Genomic DNA, 24,784 nt, shown 5'->3' on the forward strand with positions numbered 1-24,784 from the left:
TATACAAACTCTGGATTATCGATGTGTCAGAACAATGGGTTTTAAGAAAATGGAATTCTGTTTTGGCGCATTTATTTTTACGACTCACCTATGTTATTACTCTTGAATCATATTGGATGTGAAACATGAATAAAATAACCTCATTAGCGTTGTCCGCATTATGCGTTATCCCCCTGATTAATACCGCTCACGCCCAGTGGGAACTGGACGATATCTGTTACGGTTACGCTACCGCAACGGGCTCTGGGTATCAGGGTGGCGCACTCTTATTGGACCCTATTCCACAAAATATGGAGATCACCGCGCTAAACCGGAGCCAACTGGATTATCGCGGTATTAAAGCATCGCTGGCTGGAGCATACCTGAAAGTGAATGGTCCAAAAGGTAGCACGGTGGTTTATGTCACGGATCTTTATCCAGAAGGTGGAGATTGCGCATTAGATTTATCGTTTAATGCATTCGAGAAAATAGGCGACCTGCGAGATGGGAAAATTAATATCGACTGGACGCTGATCGAAGCGCCAGTCAATGGCAACGTTATTTATCGTATAAAGGAAGGTTCAAACCCTTACTGGGCAGCGGTGCAATTTAGGAATGTGAAATATCCGGTTATTGAAATGAAATATATGCGCAATAACCAATGGATTGCTGCACAAAAAACCGATTACAACCACTTTATTGTGGAGCACGTCGGAATGAACAACATTCCGATTGAATTTACCGATGTAAAAGGCAACGTCCTCAGTGATACGCTGCCGCCGATGTCACAAAGCACGTCATCTGCGTATCTGATCACAGGCAACGTCAAACTGTAATCACTCAAAACCTTGAGGGAAGCTGACACTACGCAGCATCCCTCATTTCTGCCAGATTGCGATTGAAGCAGTAGACACTTTTTTAAGAATCTTCATTGTATTATCTGGATATTGTCCGTTCTTCGTGAGTACGCATCTCGCTTCCCACTTTTTCTATTGCCCAAATATTTGTTAGTTTTATCACTTCTTTAAGCGTTTGATTCGCCATCATTCGCACTACAGTATACCCTGTCGCAGATTACATTCTATTTTCTGCTTTAGGCATCATTACAAAAGGTCTCTTTTGCGTGGCAAAATTATTTTTACGTAGTGGAAGTTTGGATGATTTTCTGGCGCTGGGTGAGAACGGGCAGCCAGTTTACGCATCAGCACTTCAATTGCGGGAAACGTTACGTCTCAGAAAACAGCAGCAAATTGCCGATTGTCTGGCGATTCCCCAACCCAACGAGCATGGCGACCGTATTGACTGGTATGCGCCAATTGACGGTAAAGTCACCTCCTGGATTGCAGCCAGTGAAGAAGAACGGGAAAAGGCGCTGTCATTACTGGAAACCTATCAAACCGCGGTTGCCGACATCAGCCTGCGTGCGCAAAATGCAGAAAAAGCGGGGCAGAAACTTTTCGGTGTCCTGCTGGCAAAAGCGATACAGTTCCCTGGAGCAAACCACGTCTATCTGGTTGATGGTAAACCTGTTTTAACGTTCTGGGGTTTCGTCAACCTTGATAAGAAATCCCGCCTTGATGCATTGGATTGCCTGCGCCCTGTCATCAGGGAAGCTGAACTGCTTGTGGTCGCCTCCACGCCCGTAGCAAGCGTACCAACGCTTCCATTGGTTGCCCCTGAACCCGAGCCAGAACCACAGCCTATCGCTCAGCCCGAACCTGTTGAGCCGACACCAGCGCCTACCGCTGCGGCAACATTACCTGCTCGCCCGCCATTCTTCCGCCTGTGGTGGCTGTTACCTGCCGCCGCGCTATTCGCTATTTTGGCATTACAAATACGTGGCTGCGTGTCAGGACAAGACAACAAACCGACATCCGAACAGGCTGCAACGGTCAAGCAGGAAAAACGCGCACTGCCTGCCTCAACGCCGGCTGAACCCACACCGCCACCCGCTCCGCCTGTCGTAGAAAAAGAGATCGTAAAAGCCGTTGAGCCACCCGTTTCAGCACCGCCGATTGTAGAGGCAGTCAAACCAGAAGCCCCTGCGGTTGTTGAACCCAAAGAGCCTGTTACACCACCGGTTGAACCGGTTATTGAACAAGTACCGGCACTTCCTGCGGGCCGGGATGACTTAGTCATGCCGGCAGATGCGGTGAAAATCGGATCTATCAAATTCCTGAACGGCAACTGGCGCGTCATTGTTGATGGAAAAGCCCCAATTACCGGAAGGCCACCGAGCCTGCGCTACCAAATCCAAAATGGCAAAGGGACTGCGCGTATCACTCATGGTGACGGTGTCACGTGTCGTGCCAATGTTGAGGCGGGATTAATGGGCTCTGGCAATCTGATCATCAATAGTCGTTCTGGTGCACGCTGTTCCGATAATTCTCGTTTCCAAATGCCGGAACTGGTCTGTAAACAAGGTGCATCTGGCACCGCTGCGGAGTGTATTGGTCGTTATGACGCAGACACCGTTTTCCCGATGACGATAAAGCGCGAGAGTAAATAATCATGCTGGCGACGATTACCGATTATAAACAACGCATTACGTTGATTCAGGACAGCGGGATTCAGTTTTTGGATTTTGCGTTAAAGCCGCAGTTTTTAGCTGAACAGCCTAACTGTTATGTGCGTAAAAGTGCCAACGGCCCCTTACTGCACCTGCTTTACGATGAACACTCGGACAAATACCTGCTGCCTTCAGCAACCGGTATGCCACCGGAAGTCGTGAAGCCTGAGTTGAGTATCTCGCTTGAGCAATCGCTTAAGCTGTTGGAAAAAGTCTGGCTGCCACTGCCCTTCTTCCGTTTCAATCCGCCGCGTACTTTTATGGGCGGTCCAGACAACTGGGCGCGGATGCAGATTCTCACTTTAGATACGCCCGATCAGGACGGCAACACGCACCGCATTTGTTTAGCGTTCGATACCAAAACCTATCCCGAAGGCCACGAGTACGAGTCCCTGGCACCGAATGCCAATGACATCAAAACGGGGGGGAATTTCGCGCTGGCTTATCACAGCGATGAATTGGGTGAATTCCTCGATGAAACCTGGGTCGACGGGTGGCTGCGTGAAGTCTTTACTCAGCAGGTTAAAGTGCAGGAAAACCGCGATAGCCATGATGTAAAAGTGGCGCTCAGAGGATTTGAATATCAGGCACATTATTTGAATGTGTTGGATATGTTGGGCAACCAACTCGAAGTGCCGGAAATCCGCATCAATACCAGCACATTGCAGGAACCCGCGGTCAACGTTGACCTGATTTTGGATGTTGGCAACTCGCACACCTGCGGCATTCTGGTTGAAGATCATGCAGACGAAAGCAACGGCCTGAAGCAGACCTATGAGCTGCAACTGCGCGATCTGAGTGAGCCACATTATCTGTATAACGAACTGTTTGAGAGCCGCGTTGAATTTTCACAGGCAAAATTCGGCAAGGAAAACTTCTCTGTAGAAAGCGGCCGTGATGATGCCTTCATCTGGCCGTCGATCACTCGCGTCGGGCGTGAGGCTAGCCACATGGCGCTGCTGCGTCAGGGAACGGAAGGATCGAGCGGGATTTCCAGCCCGCGCCGTTACTTGTGGGACGAAGAAAGCTATGCACCAGGCTGGCGCTTCAGCCAAACGGACGCCCACTCGCAGACCGAACCATTAGCGACGGCCATGCCGTTGACCATCATGCTAAATGATGAAGGTCAACCTCTCTACAATCAGCCGCTGGATGAGCGTTTACCGGTATTTTCACCGCACTACAGCCGCAGCTCGATCATGACATTCATGCTCTCCGAACTGCTGGCACAGGCGCTCATGCAGATGAATAGCGCCGCTCAACGGTTGAAGATGATTCACAGCAGCGCGCCGCGCCAGTTGCGTAATATCATTCTGACGCTGCCTTCCGCAATGCCGAAGCCTGAACGTGAAATTTTCCGTCGCCGTATGCATGAGGCTATTGCGCTGGTCTGGAAAGCGATGGACTGGCATCCGATGGATGACGATTTCACCACGCCAGCCGACAAGCAACAGAGTCGGGTTCCGGTGCCGGAGGTGCAAATCGAATGGGACGAAGCGACGTGCGGACAGATGGTTTACCTGTATAACGAAGCGCAGGTGAATTTTGGTGGCCGAGCGGAAGATTTCTTCGCCAGCATGGCGCGACCAGATAAAGAACTTGACGAAGGCGAACCCGTAGGGAAAACGCTGCGCATTGCCTCAATCGACATCGGTGGCGGCACCACCGACCTCGCCATTACGCAGTATCTGCTCGATGACGGTGTGGGCAACAACGTTAAAATCATTCCACGCCTGCTGTTCCGCGAAGGCTTTAAGGTCGCCGGTGACGATATCCTGCTGGACGTGATTCAGCTTTACATCCTTCCCGCGCTACAGAGCGCGCTGAAAACCGCAGGATTGGCCAGCCCGGATGCGTTGATGGCAAAATTGTTCGGCAATGAAGGCCGTATGGACGCGCAGCTTACGCTACGCCAGCAGGTGACGTTGCAGGTCTTTATCCCGATCGGTCGCGCGATTCTGGAAGCCTATGAGCGCTTTGACCCACTGGACACCAGTGCCGAAATCGAATCCACCTTCGGCGAATTGTTGGAACAGGCACCGACAGGTAAAGTGCTGGAATACATCAATACAGAAGTGCAGCGCGAGCTGCCGGTTAGCGATGTCGTATTCGATATTTTGCAGGTGCCGCTCATCCTCAAACTGAACAAGCTGCACGGCGAATTCCTGTCCAACAAAATGAATATCACGCAGAATCTGCGCCTGATGTCTGAAGTGGTGTCGCTGTATTCGTGCGACGTGCTGCTGCTCACCGGCCGTCCTTCGCGTTTCCCTGGGATTCAGGCACTGTTCCGCCACCTGCAACCGCTGCCGATTAACCGGATGCTGTCACTGGATGGATATCACACCAACGACTGGTATCCGTTTAACAAACGTGGGCGTATCGATAACCCAAAATCCACGGCAGCCGTCGGTGCGATGCTGTGCCTGCTGGCGCTCGATCTGCGTCTGCCGGGCTTTTACTTTAAGGTCGGTGATTTTCAGCCATACTCGACGGTGCGCTACCTCGGCATGATGGACAGCAATAACGCACTGACGCTGGATAACGTGTATTACAGCGATATCGATCTGGATGCCTCGGATTTCGTACTTGATCCGAAACATAGCTTCCAGGTACGCGGTTCACTCTGCCTCGGATTCCGCCAGTTAGACAACGAGCGCTGGCCCGCGTCCTCGCTTTATATGCTATCAATCGTCGATCAGGATTTAGCCCGTAAGGTTGTTGGCGACAGTAAGCTGCGCGTCCGGCTGGCCGTGACAAAAAGCGACGATCAGGACAGCCCCGAGCGCTTTGAGATTGCCGATGCTGTGTTGGAAGATGGCACCCGCGTGCCGCCCCATCATTTACGACTCAAATTGAACACATTATCCGCTAACGGTTCAGGAGCGACCCATTATTGGATCGATAGTGGGAGTGTATTTAAAAAATGAAACGATTAACGCCTAAACAGCTTTCCACCCGACTTCACGGCCAGCTACAGGCCGTTACACAAGGTGTTGAACAAGCCATCGACTGGGTTGAAAACACGCGCCAGAACGCCCCACGCCTGGATATTGAAGCAGACCGACTGATCGTCAAATTGCGCCGTAATCATAATAAAGCGCAGCATCTGTCCGATGTTGCACAGAAAGAGATTGCCATCGGCTTTTTTGGCCTATCTCAGGCGGGAAAAAACTATCTGATCGCGTCACTGGCCGGGGGAGAAAACGGTAAGCTGGAAACCTCGTTTGAAGGGCAACAGCTGGATTATATCGATCATATTAACCCGTCTGACCGTGCCGCTGCGCTCGTCACGCGTTTTAGCCGACAGTCTGGCGTGAAGAACAAATCGTTTCCCGTTCAGTTGCAACTCCTCAGCGAGTTGGATATCGGCAAGATCATGGCCAACGCATTTTTGAACGATCTCAACCAAGAGACAACGTTCGAGGAACTCGATGAACGCCATATCGCCGAGCACATCAAAACGCTGTTGATGCACCGTCAGCCAGAACCCGTCGAAGGGATGAGCCGCGATGAAGTGGTCGAACTCTGGGACTATCTCGCACGTCACGATGTCAAACGGCAGAAACAGTTGGAGGCACACTTCTGGCCAGTTGCGATTGAATTAGCGCCCTATCTCACCGTTGATGACCGCGCCCAACTTTTCTCTGTGTTATGGGGAGAATTGAATTCGCTGACCGCTGCGTATCGCCATTTCAGTCACACACTGCAACACCTGTCCGGTACAAGCAAGCTGTTAGCCCCGTTACGAACGCTAGTAGATGATGATTTGAATCCAGCGGACAGTCTGATCGACGGTTCCGCGCTGGAGTGTTTGCACAGCGCCGACGATCCCGGCGTGTTGGTGCGCCCGGTTCAGAATGGGCGCGCAGGGAAAACAACCGAGCTCTCGCTGGCTGAATTAACGATGCTGACCGCAGAGTTGCTTGTCCCGCTGCACTTGCCTCCCAAAGAAGCGCTGTTCGAGCAGGTCGATGTGTTGGATTTTCCCGGCTTTGGTGAAATCCGCGAAACGCGGGACGAGCCACCAGCAAAACGCCAACATATACCGTATCCGCTGGCTCATACATTATTGCGTGCAAAACGCGCCTATCTGCTAGAGCGCTATACCGATAATCAGGAAATGAACGTACTGATGGTATGCAGCGCCGCTGGCGATCGTGGTGATGTTAAAGTGGTCGGTAAGGCCTTGGATCACTGGGTGAAACAAACGCAGGGCGAAAACGCGCAGGTTCGTAGCCACCGTAAACCGGGGCTAATTTGGGCGGTCACTCGCCACGATCGGCGTATTACCCACGGGCAAAACTACGATGCAGCAGTACAGCGTTATGTGGGTAACCCAGGCGATGCCTGGGGAACGATGCTAGCGATGGATAAGCGCGGCGTGGCACGTATGGCCACGTGGTTGGGTGCTGAAGTCCACCGGGAAGTGAAACTCGGTCGCATCGGTGAACAGCTTAACGAACTCCAGCGTGAACTCAGCGATAACCTGCTGGGGAACTGGTATTTGCCCGTCGATGTTGACGATCCGGCGGAAAAACAGCGCATCGCAGAAACCTTGCTTAAATCGCTCCAGACTCGAACCGGCGTACACGGCGAGTTACTGGAACGTCTTCTGCCTTCGCGTGATGAACTGCGCCGTTTGTATCTGCAACAGCAAGGCGCAAGCTATGGCAATTTTCTCACCGATGCTGAAGACCCTTCAGCCCCCTTGGCCAATAGCGATCCGTTTGGTGTCGGGATCGAAATCGATCTCTTTGCCGATGAACCGATCGCGCTCGACCAACCCGCTGCACCCGTCATTACCGTCGATCATGGCTATGAGGCGGACTATGCGCATGGCGTTTATCGTTACTGGATTAACTACCTACGCGGCCTGCCGGAAAATGCTCCACTCCTCGATCTGCTGAATGTGCCGAAATCAACGATCGAAATGCTGGTTGAAGAATTGATTACCGGTAGTATCCGTTTGCGGATCGAAGAAGCGTTGGTCGATATGCTGGTCGATGGTGAGTCGTTGGGCATCAACCGCGAGAATAAAGCTGACCGCCAGGTTTCGCGCGTGCTCACTATTCTCGGGGACTTTGTTGCCTGGCTTGGCTTCCAGCAGCTTGATGAATCTCTGCGCCCTGCCAGCCGGATTAATCGCGGCCATAAAATTTTCGCCAAGCCGCAAAAACAGGCAGTCAGCTTTGGTGCTTCGCAGCGCCTAACTAAGCTATCGCTAACGCCCACCAACAATACGGCGTTTTATATCTATGACTGGCTAGTTGGCCTGAATGAGATGATTATCCAGAATGCTGGTTATTCCGCTGCGCGAGAAGTCAGTGCTGAACAGCGCGAACAGTTGGGCACGATTCTGGCGTTAATTAAACCCGCAGAGAAATAATTTCCAGGCTATCAAGAGTGATATAGGAAACATGGCGTGACGTTGTCACTATTATTCATGTCATGTTTCCTTTTTCTGCCACATTTTCCCCTCCTAATGTATTTATCGCGCCCTTGTCATTCCTAAAAATCTTATTTGACGAATGGTGGATTCAATCTATACCTAAGCTGATGACTTTCAATTAATAAGCGTTGACGTTCCTCTATCTGTTAGCCATTTCCACGACGTGGATGTGGGTGACCTTAACAGGAGTGGTTATGACGATAGAAAAAGCGCGCGAGGAAGACGGTATCTCGCTAGAAAACGGCGAGTATGAGCCCATTTTGCTGAAAATAAAGGCATTTTATCGAGAACTGACAACCGAAGGATTAACGGCACTCGGTGATATTTATCATCAGGATATTCACTTTATCGATCCTATTTCCAACCATCATGGGCTGAGTGCCTTACAGCGTTACTTTTCCAATTCACTCAACAATCTGAGCTATTGTCAGTTCAATATCAGCGATATCCATACCTTTCGCGGTGGCGCAACGATGTTCTGGACGATGCACTATGCCCATCCGTCGCTAAAGCATAATGCGCCGCTGACGCTCGCGGGTTGTAGCCACCTACTCTTTGCTGACGACAAAGTTATCTACCACCGCGATTACTACGACATGGGTGCGATGCTTTATCAGCATGTTCCCCTGCTGGGCTCGTCAATCCGTTACCTAAAATCGAGACTTCAGGCATGAAACGCGTGTTGATTACCGGAGCCAGTTCTGGAATCGGTCAACAACTGGCGCTGGATTATGCCAGAGACGGCTGGGACGTCCTCGCCTGCGGGCGCGATGAGCAGCGGCTTCGCGCATTAACTACCGCCTTCCCAGCCCTCCGTACCACAGCATTTGATATGACGAACGTAGCCGATACGCGGCAGGCATTAGACGGCGTCACAGCCGATTTGGTGATTCTCTGCGCGGGAACCTGTGAATATCTGGATAACGGCGTCGTTGATGCGGAAAAAATCAGCCGGGTACTAACAACCAACGTGATAGGACCCGTGAATTGTCTGTCGGTGCTCTTACCGCAGCTTGCTAGCCACAGTCATCTGGCGTTTGTCGGCTCAACCGCCAGCCTCGTTCCCCTGCCGCGAGCAGAAGCCTATGGGGCTTCAAAGGCTGCACTGGCGTATTTCGCACGTAGCCTGTCGCTGGATTTGCAGGCTCACAATATCACCGTGTCGCTGATCCTACCCGGTTTTGTGGATACCCCGCTAACCGCGCGTAATGATTTCCCCATGCCGATGTTGATCTCTGCGTCACACGCCTCTGATGCTATTCGGCGCGGGCTGGAAAAGAAGAAACGCGAAATCGCCTTCCCTTTGGGCTTTGCGCTATTACTCAAATTGATTTCTGTGCTCCCACAGTCATGGCAACGTCTGCTGGCCAGCCGGTTAGTAAGGTAAAGGTATGAAGATTGCCATTATTGGTAGCGGTATTTCTGGTTTAACCTGCGCACTCAGGTTATCCGAACGCTTTCAGGTATCGATATTTGAAGCGAACGATTATCTGGGGGGACACACGGCAACAGTCGATGTGGTTCAGGATGGCATCCCTTATGCCATCGATACAGGTTTTATTGTTTATAACGAGCGAACCTATCCAAACTTCATTGCCCTGCTGGATGAACTGGGCTTAATCGGCCAACCCACGGAAATGAGTTTCTCGGTCAGTAACCCAGTTTCTGGCCTGGAATATAACGGACATACGCTAAATACGCTGTTTGCCCAGCGTGCTAACCTGTTCCGCCCTGCGTTCTATCGCTTTGTTGCGGAAATCGTGCGCTTCAATCGTGTGTGCAAGCGATATCTTGCCAGTGGAGAACACCAAAGGTGTGGGTTGACGCTAAGCCACTTGTTACAGCAGGAAAAATTTTCGCCGTTCTTTGCACAACACTATCTTTTGCCAATGGGAGCAGCAATTTGGTCATCGTCGCTTGAGGATATGCGGCATTTTCCTCTATCGCTTTTCCTCACCTTCTTCAACCACCATGGGTTGTTGGATTTGGTCAATCGTCCGCAGTGGATGGTCGTGCCTGGCGGTTCACGGGAGTATGTGCGACGCATTGCCGAGCGTATCCGCGATCGAGCAACGATCCATCTCCATACGCCAGTCAGTCAGGTTATACGTGATGACTCAGGGATTACGCTGCATACTGCCGAACAGGTGTATCGGTTTGATCAGGTCATTTTCGCCTGCCATTCCGATCAGGCGCTGGCGCTGCTGGAAACAAGTACGTCCGATGAACGACGCATTCTCGGAGGCATACGCTACCAACCTAATCATGTGATTCTGCATACCGATACCCAACTCTTACCCCATAACCACCGAGCATGGGCAAGTTGGAATTATCGTCTGCCGGTCGATCAAGCGCTTAGCCGTTCGCGTGCGTCCGTCACGTATAATATGAATATCCTGCAAGGTTTTCGTTCATCCACCACCTTCTGTGTCTCACTGAACCCTCAGCAGGATATTGACCCGGATAAAACATTGCACCACGCGGTTTATCATCACCCGGTGTTTACTCAACAGACAACGGAGTACCAACAGCAGCGTGAACGTATTAATGGACACCACCGTAGCTGGTTTTGTGGTGCCTATTGGTACAACGGGTTTCATGAAGATGGTGTAAAAAGCGCGCTGGATGTCATTAGCCAATTCGACCAAGGTATGCCGTATGAATAGCGCCCTGTATGTGGGTAAAGTTCGTCATCGGCGCTTCACGCCCGTCACGCATCGTTTTGACTATGCGCTATTCATGACGCTCATTGATTTAGATGAAATTCCCGCCTTGCCGCACGCGGGTATCGCTTTAGAACGCTTTGCCCCAGCGTCATTCTATCGCGGTGATTACCTCAGTGGCGGCGATATCAAAACCAAAGCACAGGATCGAATTGCGGAATTAACCGGGGAACGTCTCACAGGGAAGGTTTTCCTCCTGTGCCAGCTACGCTATCTCGGCTGCTATTTCAATCCAGTTAATTTCTATTATTTATACGATGAGCACAATGAACTGCGCTGGTTACTGGCAGAGGTGCGTAATACGCCCTGGAATGAACGCCATACTTATGCCGTCGTCCCCGATGGTTCTAAGCCCGTATCCAAGGCGTTTCATGTATCGCCGTTTAACCCGATGGAGATGGTCTACCACTGGCGACTCACGCCGCCCGTTGCTCGGCTGAGAATTCACATCGAGAATCACAGACAGGGGCGCGAGTTTGATGCAACGCTGCTGCTACACCGTCAGCCGCTCACTCGCGCCGCCCTACGCAGCCAGCTTTGGTCCCTGCCGTTAATGACGATAAAGATCGCCTGCACCATATATTGGCAGGCTTTGAAACTGTGGATTAAACGTTCCCCCGTTTATCCTCATCCGCAGTCTGGAAAGAAGGACAACCCATGAGTTCAACGGAAACACAGCTGGTACGTCGCCCGAACAATAGCGCTCGCTATCTCCGAGCTCGAAAAGTGGTCTTTGCCCTGCTTGGGCGAATAGACGGCGGATATTTGCGCCTCCGCGAACCGGAAGGTCATGAAATACTCTTCGGAGACCAGCATGCAGCATTGCAAGGTGACATCACGATACATCATCCTCGCGTCTATCGCCGAATCTTGCTGGGTGGAAGCATCGCCGCTGGAGAGAGCTACATTGATGGTGACTGGAGTTCAACAAACCTCACGCTCGTTCTTCAGCTCTTGGCGCAGAATCAGGCGTTAGTTGATACGCTTGAAGCACGTTTTGGCTGGCTGACGGCGCCATTCCATCGGTTTATACACTGGTGTCGTCGTAATCGTCCGCAGCAGGCACAGAAAAACATCGCCGCCCATTACGATCTGGGCAATCATTTTTATCGCAGCTTTCTCGATAGCGAAATGCTCTATTCCAGCGCCTGGTATCAGCACCCCGACATGACGCTAGAAGACGCACAGCGCGCCAAATTGTGCCGTCTCTGTGAACAATTAGCGCTGTGTGAAACGGACCATTTACTGGAAATTGGCACCGGCTGGGGCGGGTTAGCCGAACTGGCCGCACGTGAGTACGGTTGTTACGTCACCACGACCACGCTGTCACAGCAGCAATATGACTACGCAGTTGAACGTATCCAGCAAGCAGGGTTGAGCCATAAAGTCACGGTGCTGCTACAGGATTATCGCACCCTGAGCGGCCAATATGACAAATTGGTCTCGGTCGAAATGATCGAGGCAGTCGGGAAAGCCTATTTACCCATCTTCTTCAAATGCTGTCAGCAATTATTGAAGCCACAAGGCCGCATGGTGCTTCAGGCCATCACCATCGCCGACCAACGCTACCATCATTACTCCCGCCATGTGGACTTTATTCAACGCTATGTTTTCCCCGGCGGTTTTCTTCCCTCGGTCACCGCGATGACCGCAACTATGACGCGGCATACCGACTTTATCACCCGTGACCTGTTCGATATCGGTCAGGACTATGCCCGCACCCTGAGCGAATGGCGTCAGCGTTTTTATCAGCAGTGGCATACGTTGAATGCGCAGGGCTTTGATGAATCTTTCCAACGCCTGTGGATATTTTATCTTTGCTATTGTGAAGCGGGCTTTCGCGCCCGAACCATTAGCACGGTACAGCTCACGGCAGAAAGATCATGAATAAAATAAAGCAGGCCGTGATTACTGTCTTTACACTCATCTCTAAAAAGCGAAAGATAAATCATCACCACATCTGTCGGCCGCAGGGCAAGCTGTCTGGTTGGTAGCCAAATTATCTACACTCTTTTTAACTACTACAGGAACCGCATGAGTACCCATAATCATCCTGTTTTCAACATCACGCCGCCACGAGCGAAAGCAATACCGGTCATCGCAAGCATTCCACATAGCGGTTTGTTTGTTCCTCCAACCATCGCAAAACAGTTCACACCCGAGCATTTAGCATGGTTGAGAAATACAGACTGGTTTATTCCTGACGTTTTTAACTTTTTACCCGATCTCGGGATAACAACTATAACAGCGACCCATAGTCGCTATGTTGTCGATCTTAACCGAGATGCCAGTGGCGAACTTTACGGACCATTTGGTCGCGCCCCCGTTGCTCAAACACTTCTTTCCGGTCAACAAACCCATATTCATCCCCCTGGAGAAGAGGAGCTGGCAGAGCGTATACGGCGTTACCATGAGCCTTTTCATCAAGCACTGGAAGCGCTACTGGCAGATAGCGTGGCACGTTTCGGTTCATGTTTGTTTATTGATTTACATGCCTTCATGGGACCATCAGAGAACGATATTTGTTTAGGCAACTTGCATGGCATTTCAAGCAGTAAGACCACGATAGAACACCTGCAAAATATCCTTATCAGTGAAGGATTCGTAACTTCTGTCAATGTTCCCTTTGGCGGTGTTTATATATTGCGTCGCCATCATGGCCCGCAGGTAGAAGCGATACAATTTGAGCTGCGTTATACCAACTACATGGATTGTGACCAGATCGATGAACCAGGACGACCAGAATTGGATAGCGATAGGTTAGCTGCATTGCAGCCTCGTCTTATTCGAGCCTTTAACCAATTAATCCAATCCCGAGTGAATGTGAAGGCATGATACGGACAATCACCTGATTTGACGCGTAGCCTGACTCAACTACCATTTCAATTCAATATGTTAAATCCGTTTGTGTTGCAGCCATCATCGAATATGAGAGGTAAAAGACAATGAATCTGAAGGCACTTATCCTGACAGGCGTGTTCTTTTCCTGTTCCACCTTCGCAGCAAGCACCACGGTAACGCTTAATGAAGCGTTACCTACCGGTTCTGGCAGCAGTATCGGTGAAGTCTCCATAACAGAAACACCGTACGGACTGCTTTTCACGCCGAATCTGAAGGGGCTGGACGCGGGTATTCACGGATTCCACGTGCATGAAAATGCCAGCTGTGAACCCGCCGAGCAAGACGGTAAACCGGTTCCTGCACTGGCGGCAGGTGGCCACCTTGACCCGAAAAAAACGGGTAAACACCTTGGCCCCTATAATGCCCAAGGGCATTTAGGCGATTTACCCGGATTGGTGGCTAATACCGACGGCACGTCAACCTATCCGGTTCTGGCTCCACGGATAAAATCACTGTCTGAGGTGAAGAATCATGCGTTGATGGTTCATGTTGGCGGGGATAACTATGCTGACACGCCAGCAAAATTGGGCGGTGGCGGAGCCCGAATGGCGTGTGGTGTGATTAAGTAAGGCATAACATTCAAGACATGCGATGCCATATCCTTCACGATACGGCATCGCACACTAACAGCGGTGGTTATCGGATAGCGCGCTTTAAAATGCGATTAGCGCTATTCAGGAAATCATCGGCAACTTTATTCACCTCACCATTGCCGTAGTCCAGTTTTTGCAGGCTCGTGGTCCACAGCTGTACTAGCTCCTGATTTTCCATAAACGGTGAAACGGGCACCTTCGATGCAGGTTGCTCAGCGGCTGCTCGATAAGCATTGGCTAACAGATTACCGGCGTTGATCACACCAATATCCTCCAGCAGTTTTTGTGCTTTCGGATTAGCCGGCATCCCGTTTTGCAGCCCAACCGCCTTCACGCCTTCTGGGTTACTCAGCATAAAACTCATCAACATCGCCGCTTCCTTCGGATGTTTACTGTTTTTACTGATCGCAAACAGCGAAGACGGTTTACTTGTCAGCCCGGAATCTTTCGCATCCGGCATCGTGATAAATGGCCCGGTTTCTAAGACCGTCTCTTTCGGCATATTGCTGGAATAGGTATAGATGGCAGAATCCCACAGATACATACCCGCCAATTCACCGTTAATCCACGGACGGATTTCATAAACGTTAGTCCGCCCGAACGAGGAGAAATAGCGCTGATCGGGTATCACATGGGAATCAACCAGCTTTTTATAAAAGCCGAAGAGCTCTCTTACCTGATCGCGGCTATAGGCAATGCTTTGCTTCTTCTCATCGATGAGATCAATGCCGTATTTCTGTGCCATGTAGCTACGGCCGAGCGTGAGAATATCCAGCACATCGCTTGCCCCTTGGGCAACGCCAAGTGGGTAAAAATTGTCACCCAGTTTTTGTTTAAACACCGGGCCTGCGGCAAACAGTTCATCCCAGGTTTTCGGGTAAGCAACACCCGCATTATCCCAGGTGGTTTTGTTGTAAATCATGCTACGGGACGTCATCGAAATCGGGAGACCTTGCAGCTTCCCTTTTACGTCGGACGTTTTCAGGTAGTTAGGTGGAAAATCCCCCAACCCTAAAACGTCTTTTTGCTTATTCAAATCATAAAAACCGTCGCCGTTGCGGGAAAACTGCGGTAACCAGTTCCAGTCAATACGCATAACATCGGGTTCTTGCCCCCCAGCCATCTGCGTTGATAGTCGAGAAAGATAACCATCCCAGCCAGCATATTCCGCTTTGACGGTAATCGTCGGGTTGGCTTTTTGAAACGCGTTAATAGCAGCCAGTGTGGCTTCGTGCCGTTGATTCCCTCCCCACCAGGAGATACGGATCTCCGTGGCGTCAGCAGAGTGAGAGAAAGCAGCCCCGACGGGAAGAGCTGCACAGAGTAAGAGCAGGTGAGGTAATGTGTTCCGTGTTTTCGCCATAATAAAACCCTTATAATAGTATTTGGAGGTTTCCACCCTTCTCCTTATTACAGGCAGACGGGTACTACGGATGCGGACGCGCTTGCTGCGAAATAGCAGGTACGTTGATTAATTCCCTCTTTTCAGGTTAACGGCCAGCTCGCTTATTTTCACTGGCAGTTCGGTGCGTAGCGACCGATTAGCGGCAATACCCGTTAAAATAGACATCGCCCCATCACGATAATCTGCTGCACGATGTAATGGATCGGGTTCCGGTGTACCAAATAGATCGTTTAACATGACCTGATCGCCGCCGCCGTGCCCACCCGATTTAAATTCAACCGGTACGGTATAAGGCGCGTCAAACATCGGATAGATCTTTATTTCACATTCATCCAGCGCACCTTCATCTTCTTTTTGTCCGCCTCCGTTTACATAAGATTTTTCTACCAGTTTCATTTCTAACCGGCCCTTGCTGCCATTAAACACCACATTCAACCCTTCCCACGGTAAATAGGCATTTAATGAGTACGTCATAATGGCTTTGTTCTTATAACGCACCATGACACCCAGCACATCTTCAATATTAATACCGTCATCGAACACGCTTTTATCGCGGTAATAACCATCTTCATGTTCGGCATCTAAATATAAAGCCGTCAATTGTTCGCTTTGATTCATATGCAGTGCAAACGGGTCATTCTCTGCTGCAACACTATTATGTGAACGTGCATAGAATGCGGTGACACCACGCGCTTCGGCATTCGCTTTACCATAAAAGCGCAAATCACCTTGTGCGTAGACGGTTTCCGGTTCGCTATTCAGCCAGAAATTCACCAGGTCGAAATGGTGAGTGGATTTATGCACCAGCAGCCCGCCGCTATTGCGTTTGTCACGGTGCCAACGACGGAAATAATCTGCCCCATGTTCGGTATTCAACAGCCATTCAAAATGGACAGAATAGACTTCACCAATAACGCCTGCGGCAATTAATTCACGGACTTTACTGTGGTGAGGGGCGTAGCGGTAATTAAAGGTCACTCGCAATTTACGGCCGGTGCGGTTAATTGCGTCGATAATCGCCTGACATTTTTCTTCGTCAATCGTCATCGGTTTTTCACTGATAACATCACACCCTAATTCCATTGCCCGGATAATATAGTGATGATGCGTCCGGTCTATCGATGCAACAATAACAACATCTGGTGTGGTTTCTGCGATCATCTGCTCAAATTGATCGGCATGATACGTCGCCACATTATTGTGGCCAAATTTATGGACAATCTGGTTGGCGTAATCCATTCGCGTCTGGTTTGTATCGCAAAATGCAACAAAGTGCCCCTGTTCCTGATAATCTCTGGCGATCGATTCCAGATAAAGGCCCGCTCGGCCACCCGTTCCCACTACAGCATATTTCTTTTTCATTCTGCGCATGTCCCCCAAATAACGTAGATCACATAGCTATTCGTGCATAAAACGCCGTTGCCATAAAAAATAGAACATACCCACATCATTCACCTTCATATTATTGCCATGTGATAACGTCATCTGGCAGTAGGATAAAGATTGGCATGCTCCATCTCTCATAAATACAAATTGCATATTTACTATATTACCGTTTGATTTTATTGGTAATGTTAGATTCGATTTATCCCACATACCTCACACTTGATTCTCTTAACTGCTCATACGCCAGCAGGATTCCCTCCACAATAGCGTCCCGTTCTTCCATTTTTTGCCAGACTGAGAATGCACCGAAGCGGCACGGGTTACGATCGTGATGGCCTTCTCCTTTTTCGCCTCACTGCGTGACACATCTCTCATTTTATTTTCAATCCATCTGATGATGCAGGATAATCGGCGTGCAACTAATGAGAGATGCAAGAAAGCGACAAGCGCGTAAGGAATCACTATGCAGATTTTTTTCCAGGACACCATGGCTACGCCACTTGGGGAGTTATTGATTATTGCTGATGAAAATAATCATTTGCGTGCCGTTGAGTGGCGCGAATATGAAGACGATCTATTTCGCTCACTCAATCGCAGTTATCGGAATGATCCCTTTTCGTTACAGCCACGTCATAATCCCGGTGGTTTGACCGACAGCCTGCAACGCTATTTTGATGGCGAATTAACGATTATTGATACGCTGCCCGTCGCTTCTGTAGGAACCGAATTTCAGCAGCAGGTTTGGCGGGAATTACGCAACATCCCCTGCGGAGAAATTACCACGTATGGCGAGCTTGCGACGCTATTAGGGCGCACAGGTGCAGCACGTGCAGTCGGTATGGCGAACGGCTCAAACCCTGTCAGCATCGTCGTTCCGTGTCATCGTGTTATCGGTGCCGGTGGGGCGATGACCGGCTATGCTGGGGGGGTTCACCGTAAACAGTGGCTGCTAAAACACGAAGGTTATTTGGCTCGCCAAAATAGTTTACCGTTATAATTATAACGCGTCCGACACGTAAAAAATCCACGCCGAATTGCTTATTCGTAAGTGATTCGGGTTAACCAATGCGTTAACCATTCTGTAACGCGATAGGCGAAAATATTATTGCCACGCAAAGTTTATATATCAGAATATTTTTCAGCAAAATCGAAAAATTATAGTTAGTTCACTATTTATTGGTCTATTCCTGTGATTGCCGCTCTTATCACGGCCGATAAAAGCTGTTAAAATTGACCAATATCAATTATTGCCTGAGCAAAGCCTATGATCCCGGAAAAGCGAATTATCCGACGCATCCAGTCTGGCGGTTGTGCAATCCACTGTCAGGATTGCAGTATCAGTCAGCTATGCATCCCTTTCACCCTGAATGAACACGAGCTCGATCAGCTCGACAACATCATTGAAAGGAAGAAGCCTATCCAGAAGGGGCAAGCGCTATTCAAAGCAGGTGATGAACTCAGATCGCTGTACGCGATTCGTTCCGGTACGATAAAGAGTTATACCATCACAGAGCAAGGCGATGAGCAAATTACCGGCTTTCATCTGGCGGGCGATTTAGTCGGTTTTGACGCGATTGGCACCGCTCAACACCCGAGTTTCGCTCAGGCGCTGGAAACCTCAATGGTCTGCGAAATTCCGTTCGAAACGCTGGACGATCTCTCTGGGAAAATGCCGAACCTCCGTCAACAGATGATGCGCTTGATGAGTGGCGAAATCCGTGGCGACCAGGACATGATTCTGCTGCTGTCGAAGAAGAACGCTGAAGAGCGTCTGGCAGCGTTTGTTTACAACCTTTCCCGCCGTTTTGCCCAACGTGGTTTCTCGCCGCGTGAATTCCGTCTGACCATGACGCGCGGTGACATTGGTAACTACCTGGGGCTGACCGTTGAAACCATCAGCCGTCTGCTGGGACGTTTCCAGAAAAGTGGTACGCTGGCAGTAAAAGGGAAATACATTACGATCGAGAATATCGATGCGCTTTCCGAATTAGCCGGGTCTTCACGTAAATAATACTTCCAGCCTAACTCGTTGACGCTACCACTTTTTTTTGCTGTGGCAGCGTCATCGTTTTCCCCTTCCCTGCATCATCCGTGATATTTCCTATTTTGTTATTCTGCGGCTTATCTCTGTTGTTCAAAACGATCCCATTGCGGTACTCTTAATTTACGGGCTGTGGAGTAACAGCTGTTTGGAGGAGCTATGGCAAAGTATCAGAATTTACTGGTAGCTATTGACCCAAATCAGGATGACCAACCAGCGCTGCGTCGGGCGGTTTATCTGGTTCAGCGACTTGGCGGCCATATTAAGGCATTTCTGCCGATTTATGATTTCTCTTATGAAATGACTACCCTGCTTTCCCCTGATGAAAGGGGGGAGATGCGTCAAGGTGTTATTCAGCAACGGACCGAGTGGATTAAGGAACAGTGTAAACACTACCTTGAGGCTGGCGTTTCGATAGAGATCAAAGTGGTCTGGCACAATAAGCCGTTTGAAGCCATCATTCGGGAAGTGATTTCTGGGCAACATGACCTGTTATTGAAAATGGCTCATCAGCACGATCGGCTGGAAGCCGTTATCTTTACGCCAACAGACTGGCAATTACTGAGAAAATGTCCTTGCCCCGTGTGGATGGTAAAAGATCAGCCATGGCCGGCCGAAGGCCGTGCATTGGTTGCCGTCAATCTGGCCAGTGAAGACCCTTATCACGATCCACTCAATATCAAACTGGTATCAGAAACGCTGGAGCTAGCGCAGCAGGTTGACCAAACCGAAGTTCACTTGGTTGGCGCTTACCCGGTTACCCCCATCAATATCGCCATTGAATTGCCTGATTTCGATCCCAGCGTCTACAACGATGCGATTCGAGGGCAGCACTTGATTGCCATGAAATCGCTACGCCAGAAGTTCAGCTTGGATGAACGCGTAACACACGTAGAAAAAGGGCTGCCAGAAGAGGTGATTCCCGACTTGGCGGAACATTTGCAGGCTGGCGTCGTGGTTCTGGGATCGTTGGGCAGAACCGGCCTTTCCGCTGCCTTTATCGGCAACACCGTCGAACATGTGATTGATCACCTGAAGTGCGACCTGCTAGCGATCAAGCCCGATGATTTCGTTTCGCCGATTACGCAGGAAGATAGCGAAAACGATTGATCGCTCGTTGCATCGCTTTCAGCATCAAATAATGCCAGCCTTCGTGCTGGCATTATTTTTCGCAGTATCATAGATATAATAGATGTGAAAAAGGGGCGATATTCGCCCCTTTCGTTTTTGACGTTCTACCACGCTTACAGCGCTTTCAGAATCGCCTCAACGCTGTCTTTGGCATCGCCAAACAGCATCTGCGTGTTCTCTTTAAAGAACAGTGGGTTCTGTACGCCAGCGTAACCGGTATTCATGGAACGCTTAAACACGATAACATTCTGCGCTTTCCACACTTCCAGTACTGGCATGCCAGCAATTGGGCTATGCGGATCTTCTTGCGCCGCTGGGTTAACGGTGTCATTCGCGCCAATGACCAGCACAGTGTCAGTGTCGGTGAAATCGTCATTAATTTCATCCATTTCCAGCACGATGTCGTAAGGCACTTTCGCTTCAGCTAACAGTACGTTCATATGTCCAGGTAAACGCCCGGCAACCGGGTGAATACCAAAGCGAACATTGATACCACGAGCACGCAGTTTTGCAGTGATGTCATGCACAGGGTATTGCGCCTGTGCAACAGCCATACCGTATCCCGGCGTGATAATGACCGAGGTTGAGTTCTTGAGCAAATCAGCTACATCTTCCGCTGAAGCCTCACGATATTCTCCGACCTCTTCGCTCTCACTGGAGGATACCCCATCGGTACCAAAACCACCGGCAATCACGCTGATAAAGGAGCGGTTCATCGCCTTACACATAATGTAAGACAGAATTGCACCGGAAGAACCCACCAGAGCACCGGTCACGATCAACAGGTCATTGCTCAGCATGAAGCCTGCTGCTGCGGCCGCCCAACCGGAGTAGGAGTTCAGCATGGAAACGACGACCGGCATGTCTGCACCGCCAATCGATGCAACCAAGTGCCAACCAAACACCAGCGCAATCGCCGTCATCAGAATCAGCGCCAGTACCTGCAACGCTACGCTGCCGGTGTTGACGAAAACCAATAACAGCAGGAAGGACACAACCAGCGCCGCCAGATTCATTTTATGGCGATGAGGCAACATCAACGGTTTGGAAGAGATATTGCCGCGCAGTTTACCAAACGCGATAACTGAGCCTGTGAAGGTCACCGCACCGATGAAGATACCCAGGAAGACTTCCGTCAAATGGATATTGACCATCACTGGATCGGTGATTTCACCGTGGTCGAGGAAGCTGTTAAAGCCGACCAGTACCGCAGCCAAGCCCACAAAGCTGTGAAGAATAGCGACCAGTTCTGGCATTTCGGTCATTTCAACCTTACGCGCCAGATAAATACCGATTGATCCACCAATCGCCATTGCCACGATGATCCAGCCAACGTTGCCAGAATCAGGCCCCAGAATCGTCGCGATCAGCGCAAGCGCCATCCCGCTGATCCCGAAGATGTTCCCTTGTTGCGACGTTTCGTGCTTGGACAACCCGGCCAAACTGAAAATAAAGAGAATTGCGGCAACAATGTATGCAGCAGTTACTAATCCACCAGACATGTGTTACCCCTTAGTTTTTACGGAACATTTTCAGCATGCGCTGAGTCACGGTGAAACCACCGAAAATATTGATGCTGGCAATCAATACGGCAATGAATGAGAAAAATGACACCCATCCGCCGTGACCGATTTGCAACAATGCTCCGACAACGATAATGCCTGATATCGCGTTAGTCACTGACATCAGTGGCGTGTGCAACGCGTGGCTGACATTCCAGACCACGTAATAGCCCACAACGCAGGACAACGCAAAAACAGTAAAGTGAGACAGGAACTCTTTAGGTGCAACATCAGCCAGCCAGCCAAACAGCAGAATGGCAATCACGAGGAACGCGTATTTCTTCCACGGTGATGTTGGCTTGGCTTCTGCTTTCACCGGTGCAGCGGCCGGTTTTGCCTGTTGTGGCTGCGCTGAAACCTGAATTGGCGGCGCTGGCCAGGTAATTTCACCTTCTTTAATAACGGTCACACCGCGAATCACGGTGTCGTCAAAATCGACATCGATTTCGCCGTTTTTCTCTTTGCAGAGCAACTTAAGCAGGTTTACCAGATTCGTGCCGTAAAGCTGTGAGGATTGTGTTGGTAGACGGCTAGGTAAATCGGTGTAACCGATAATCTTGACACCGTTCTCCGTCACGGTCACGCGGTCGGCAACGGTCAATTCGCAGTTCCCACCCGTTTGCGCGGCCAAATCGACGATCACGCTGCCGGGCTTCATGCTCAGCACCATCTCTTTGGTAATCAGGCGCGGAGCCGGTTTCCCAGGGATCAAGGCGGTAGTGACGATAATGTCGACGTCTTTTGCCTGGGCCGCAAACAGTTCCATTTCCGCTTTAATAAAGGCTTCAGACATGACTTTGGCATAGCCGTCACCGCTGCCCGCCTCTTCTTCAAAGTCGAGTTCGAGGAACTCGGCTCCCATACTTTTAACCTGCTCCTTCACTTCAGGGCGGGTGTCAAAAGCACGAACGATAGCACCTAAACTACCTGCTGCGCCGATCGCAGCCAAACCGGCTACCCCTGCGCCAATAATCATGACTTTAGCGGGCGGAACCTTACCCGCAGCGGTAATCTGTCCGGTAAAGAAACGGCCAAATTCGTGGGCAGCTTCAACGATAGCGCGATAGCCTGCAATGTTGGCCATCGAACTCAGTGCATCCAGTGACTGTGCGCGCGAAATACGTGGCACAGAATCCATTGCCATCACCGTCACTTGACGGGCAGCCAGTTTTTCCAGCAGTACCGGGTTTTGCGCCGGCCAAATGAAACTGACAACCGTACTGCCCGCACGGGTCAGCTCGATTTCATCATCCTGCGGCGCATTCACCTTCAGGACAATATCGGATTGCCAGACTTCTGAACTGTCAACAATCGACGCGCCGGCTTCTTCGTATGCCGCATCGTCAAAACTTGCCAGTTTTCCTGCCTCACGTTCTATCGAGACCGTAAAACCCAGTTTCAGCAGCTGTTCAACCGTTTTCGGCGTAGCTGCTACACGGGCTTCATTGGCCAACCGCTCTCTTGGTACACCAATACGCATGCTGATACCCTTTTCGCTTATTTTTAACGAAGGTTATTATTCTCACCCTACTCTGTTATACGAATTCGCCGAGACCCACTGCACCCTGTATCCCCGCATTCACGCGGCAGGAAGAGGGTTTACTCATCTTCTACCACACGCTTTTTCGGGGCGTCTCACTGTAGGCGAATTCATTTATAACGTACTGAAAATGTGATCGATGATCCATAAATAAAATGAATTTCACAGAAAAGCCGAGTTATCACAGGTTCTGCCAGCCTTTCTTGGTCGAAAATCATGCTCTTCTCTGCCTTTTGTAGCATTATTATGGAAGTATTTTTCTGTGCTGTTTCACAAAAACGATGTGTTACAAGGTTGTTAATGTGATAAATCACATAAATATCCCTTATGATGGCAAAACAATCATTAACCGTTATTATTAGCACTTTTCTTGTTCTTAGCTGAAGCATTACGGCTTTTCGGCTCCACTGAAAATGCTAAAGCACAAGAATTTATTCCGTGCGATAATCAACCCCATTCCGTTACAGGTTGATTGCTATACCTTAAATAATTCGAGTTGCAGGAAGGCGAAAGGATTTTTTATGAAGCTGAAGACTACTGTTATTGCGTCCACATTATTGTTATCACTCTCGGCATTTTCAGCGCAGGCGGCACAGGAACTGACACCTGAGCAGGCAGAATCCCTGCAACCCTTTGAACGTATTACGTTTAAAGGACGATTTAACGCAATCAATGAAGCGGTAGCCGCAGCATCAAAACGCGCCGACAAAGCGGGCGCAGCGTCGTTTTATGTGCAATCTATGACGGATGCGAATACAAGCGACTCTTGGAATGTTACTGTTGACCTGTATCGCAAAGATGCGCCAAAAGCGAAACAAGATGTGCAATATCGCACCATCTACGGCGTGAAAGAACTGCCGAAAGATGCGGCCTATTTGCTGGAACCTTATGACACGGTCACTGTGAGCGGTTTATTCAGCACTCAGCCTGACCTAATCGATGCAATTGCAAAAGCGGCAAAAGAGAAAAATGCTGACTCGTTTTACATCGTACGCCAGATTGATGTGAACTCGAATAGCGCTAATCAACGAGCAACGGCATTTATCTATAAAGCCGATGCGCCAAAACGCCAGCTTCAAAAACCTGATGCGATCCCTGCCGATTCTGATGCGGGTCGCGCTGCGCTGGCGGCCGGTGGTGCTGAAGCCGCGAAGGTGGAAATCCCTGGCGTTGCTTACTCTGATAGTCCTAGCCGCAGCGTGGGCAACTTCTTTGAAACGCAGTCATCAAAAGGTGGACGTTACACGGTAACGTTGCCTGATGGTACGCAAATTCAGGAACTTAACAATGCCACGGCAGCACAGATGGTGCCTTTCGACTCCATCCAGTTCCGCGGCAACTACACCAATATTACACAAATATCCGAAGCGGTTGCTAAACGCGCGGGCGAGAAAGGTGCCAAGTACTACCACATTACCAGACAGTGGGAAGGTAAAGGCAACAACATGACCATCAGTGCCGATCTCTATAAATAACGGACGCAGTGTAGCCGCTAAGCCTTA

The 24,784-nt window shown here is 50.0% G+C and carries 19 protein-coding genes; 15 read left to right on the top strand and 4 right to left on the bottom strand.

The window, feature by feature from the left end:
* Positions 1-125: 125 nt before the first annotated feature.
* The 11 genes from A6301_RS01595 (at position 126) to sodC (ending at position 14,193) form a co-directional block, all read left to right on the top strand.
* On the top strand, positions 126-815 hold the full coding sequence (locus A6301_RS01595; protein ID WP_234256933.1) for an expansin EXLX1 family cellulose-binding protein: 690 nt from the start codon (positions 126-128) through the stop codon (positions 813-815).
* A 287-nt stretch (positions 816-1,102) separates the two neighbouring features.
* Entirely contained in the window at positions 1,103-2,488 is a 1,386-nt protein-coding gene (locus A6301_RS01600) for an SrfA family protein (protein WP_234256934.1), read from the top strand.
* Positions 2,489-2,490: 2 nt separating this feature from the next.
* The gene (locus A6301_RS01605; RefSeq protein WP_234256935.1) at positions 2,491-5,478 is read left to right on the top strand and encodes a virulence factor SrfB; all 2,988 of its coding nucleotides are present in this window, start codon (positions 2,491-2,493) and stop codon (positions 5,476-5,478) included.
* Positions 5,475-7,937: a putative virulence factor gene (locus tag A6301_RS01610; protein WP_107169528.1), complete on the top strand. Its 2,463-nt coding sequence runs from the start codon at positions 5,475-5,477 to the stop codon at positions 7,935-7,937. The genes A6301_RS01605 and A6301_RS01610 overlap by 4 nt, the downstream gene beginning before the upstream one ends.
* A gap of 257 nt (positions 7,938-8,194) precedes the next feature.
* Positions 8,195-8,674 carry a nuclear transport factor 2 family protein gene (locus tag A6301_RS01615; RefSeq protein ID WP_234256936.1) on the top strand — a complete coding sequence of 160 codons (480 nt, stop codon included), beginning with the start codon at positions 8,195-8,197 and terminating at the stop codon, positions 8,672-8,674.
* A complete protein-coding gene (locus A6301_RS01620; protein WP_234256937.1) occupies positions 8,671-9,387 on the top strand; it encodes an SDR family NAD(P)-dependent oxidoreductase in 717 nt (238 codons plus the stop codon). The genes A6301_RS01615 and A6301_RS01620 overlap by 4 nt, the downstream gene beginning before the upstream one ends.
* A 4-nt stretch (positions 9,388-9,391) precedes the next feature.
* Positions 9,392-10,666, top strand: a complete 1,275-nt coding sequence (locus tag A6301_RS01625) for an NAD(P)/FAD-dependent oxidoreductase (protein WP_234256938.1) — start codon at positions 9,392-9,394, stop codon at positions 10,664-10,666.
* Positions 10,659-11,384, top strand: a complete 726-nt coding sequence (locus A6301_RS01630) for a DUF1365 domain-containing protein (RefSeq protein WP_107169532.1) — start codon at positions 10,659-10,661, stop codon at positions 11,382-11,384. Before A6301_RS01625 ends, A6301_RS01630 begins: the two co-directional genes overlap by 8 nt.
* Entirely contained in the window at positions 11,381-12,610 is a 1,230-nt protein-coding gene (locus tag A6301_RS01635; protein ID WP_234256939.1) for a cyclopropane-fatty-acyl-phospholipid synthase family protein, read from the top strand. Before A6301_RS01630 ends, A6301_RS01635 begins: the two co-directional genes overlap by 4 nt.
* Before the next feature lie 147 nt (positions 12,611-12,757).
* The gene (locus A6301_RS01640) at positions 12,758-13,558 is read left to right on the top strand and encodes an N-formylglutamate amidohydrolase (protein ID WP_234256940.1); all 801 of its coding nucleotides are present in this window, start codon (positions 12,758-12,760) and stop codon (positions 13,556-13,558) included.
* A 110-nt stretch (positions 13,559-13,668) separates the two neighbouring features.
* Positions 13,669-14,193 (top strand): superoxide dismutase [Cu-Zn] SodC, encoded by a 525-nt coding sequence (sodC, locus tag A6301_RS01645; protein ID WP_234256941.1) that lies wholly within the window; start codon positions 13,669-13,671, stop codon positions 14,191-14,193.
* A 67-nt stretch (positions 14,194-14,260) separates the two neighbouring features.
* Here the strand turns inward: sodC and A6301_RS01650 are convergent, their stop codons facing one another.
* The gene (locus tag A6301_RS01650; RefSeq protein ID WP_107169683.1) at positions 14,261-15,580 is read right to left on the bottom strand and encodes an ABC transporter substrate-binding protein; all 1,320 of its coding nucleotides are present in this window, start codon (positions 15,578-15,580) and stop codon (positions 14,261-14,263) included.
* A gap of 108 nt (positions 15,581-15,688) precedes the next feature.
* Positions 15,689-16,984, bottom strand: coding sequence for a Gfo/Idh/MocA family protein (locus tag A6301_RS01655; RefSeq protein ID WP_234256942.1), 1,296 nt, complete (start codon positions 16,982-16,984; stop codon positions 15,689-15,691).
* 487 nt (positions 16,985-17,471) lie between these two features.
* Here A6301_RS01655 and ogt point away from each other — a divergent pair, with 487 nt between their 5' ends.
* From ogt to uspE, 3 genes are all read left to right on the top strand, one after another.
* Positions 17,472-18,005 carry a methylated-DNA--[protein]-cysteine S-methyltransferase gene (ogt, locus tag A6301_RS01660; protein ID WP_107169535.1) on the top strand — a complete coding sequence of 178 codons (534 nt, stop codon included), beginning with the start codon at positions 17,472-17,474 and terminating at the stop codon, positions 18,003-18,005.
* A 267-nt stretch (positions 18,006-18,272) separates the two neighbouring features.
* Positions 18,273-19,019, top strand: coding sequence for a fumarate/nitrate reduction transcriptional regulator Fnr (fnr, locus tag A6301_RS01665; protein WP_005968491.1), 747 nt, complete (start codon positions 18,273-18,275; stop codon positions 19,017-19,019).
* A gap of 189 nt (positions 19,020-19,208) precedes the next feature.
* The gene (gene uspE, locus A6301_RS01670; protein WP_234256943.1) at positions 19,209-20,159 is read left to right on the top strand and encodes a universal stress protein UspE; all 951 of its coding nucleotides are present in this window, start codon (positions 19,209-19,211) and stop codon (positions 20,157-20,159) included.
* Between the two features lie 134 nt (positions 20,160-20,293).
* On the opposite strand, the gene pntB is transcribed toward uspE, so the two are convergent.
* Both pntB and pntA read right to left on the bottom strand, forming a co-directional pair.
* Positions 20,294-21,682: a Re/Si-specific NAD(P)(+) transhydrogenase subunit beta gene (pntB, locus tag A6301_RS01675; RefSeq protein ID WP_103860658.1), complete on the bottom strand. Its 1,389-nt coding sequence runs from the start codon at positions 21,680-21,682 to the stop codon at positions 20,294-20,296.
* A gap of 10 nt (positions 21,683-21,692) precedes the next feature.
* Positions 21,693-23,222, bottom strand: a complete 1,530-nt coding sequence (gene pntA, locus A6301_RS01680; protein ID WP_205542466.1) for a Re/Si-specific NAD(P)(+) transhydrogenase subunit alpha — start codon at positions 23,220-23,222, stop codon at positions 21,693-21,695.
* Between the two features lie 581 nt (positions 23,223-23,803).
* Between pntA and ydgH the strand changes: the two genes are divergently transcribed.
* On the top strand, positions 23,804-24,757 hold the full coding sequence (ydgH, locus tag A6301_RS01685) for a DUF1471 family protein YdgH (protein WP_107169538.1): 954 nt from the start codon (positions 23,804-23,806) through the stop codon (positions 24,755-24,757).
* Positions 24,758-24,784 lie beyond the last annotated feature (27 nt).

The sequence above is a fragment of the Pectobacterium sp. IFB5596 genome (genome assembly GCF_021432585.1).
Lineage (GTDB): Bacteria > Pseudomonadota > Gammaproteobacteria > Enterobacterales > Enterobacteriaceae > Pectobacterium > Pectobacterium punjabense.

Bases quoted from the DNA above. Each gene is read 5' to 3' on its own strand.
- A6301_RS01595 (WP_234256933.1), top strand. From the start codon at position 126: ATGAATAAAATAACCTCATTAGCGTTGTCCGCATTATGCGTTATCCCC.
- A6301_RS01605 (WP_234256935.1), top strand. From the start codon at position 2,491: ATGCTGGCGACGATTACCGATTATAAACAACGCATTACGTTGATTCAG.
- A6301_RS01610 (WP_107169528.1), top strand. From the start codon at position 5,475: ATGAAACGATTAACGCCTAAACAGCTTTCCACCCGACTTCACGGCCAG.
- A6301_RS01615 (WP_234256936.1), top strand. From the start codon at position 8,195: ATGACGATAGAAAAAGCGCGCGAGGAAGACGGTATCTCGCTAGAAAAC.
- A6301_RS01620 (WP_234256937.1), top strand. From the start codon at position 8,671: ATGAAACGCGTGTTGATTACCGGAGCCAGTTCTGGAATCGGTCAACAA.
- A6301_RS01625 (WP_234256938.1), top strand. From the start codon at position 9,392: ATGAAGATTGCCATTATTGGTAGCGGTATTTCTGGTTTAACCTGCGCA.
- A6301_RS01630 (WP_107169532.1), top strand. From the start codon at position 10,659: ATGAATAGCGCCCTGTATGTGGGTAAAGTTCGTCATCGGCGCTTCACG.
- A6301_RS01635 (WP_234256939.1), top strand. From the start codon at position 11,381: ATGAGTTCAACGGAAACACAGCTGGTACGTCGCCCGAACAATAGCGCT.
- A6301_RS01640 (WP_234256940.1), top strand. From the start codon at position 12,758: ATGAGTACCCATAATCATCCTGTTTTCAACATCACGCCGCCACGAGCG.
- sodC (WP_234256941.1), top strand. From the start codon at position 13,669: ATGAATCTGAAGGCACTTATCCTGACAGGCGTGTTCTTTTCCTGTTCC.
- A6301_RS01650 (WP_107169683.1), bottom strand. From the start codon at position 15,580: ATGGCGAAAACACGGAACACATTACCTCACCTGCTCTTACTCTGTGCA.
- A6301_RS01655 (WP_234256942.1), bottom strand. From the start codon at position 16,984: ATGAAAAAGAAATATGCTGTAGTGGGAACGGGTGGCCGAGCGGGCCTT.
- ogt (WP_107169535.1), top strand. From the start codon at position 17,472: ATGCAGATTTTTTTCCAGGACACCATGGCTACGCCACTTGGGGAGTTA.
- fnr (WP_005968491.1), top strand. From the start codon at position 18,273: ATGATCCCGGAAAAGCGAATTATCCGACGCATCCAGTCTGGCGGTTGT.
- uspE (WP_234256943.1), top strand. From the start codon at position 19,209: ATGGCAAAGTATCAGAATTTACTGGTAGCTATTGACCCAAATCAGGAT.
- pntB (WP_103860658.1), bottom strand. From the start codon at position 21,682: ATGTCTGGTGGATTAGTAACTGCTGCATACATTGTTGCCGCAATTCTC.
- pntA (WP_205542466.1), bottom strand. From the start codon at position 23,222: ATGCGTATTGGTGTACCAAGAGAGCGGTTGGCCAATGAAGCCCGTGTA.
- ydgH (WP_107169538.1), top strand. From the start codon at position 23,804: ATGAAGCTGAAGACTACTGTTATTGCGTCCACATTATTGTTATCACTC.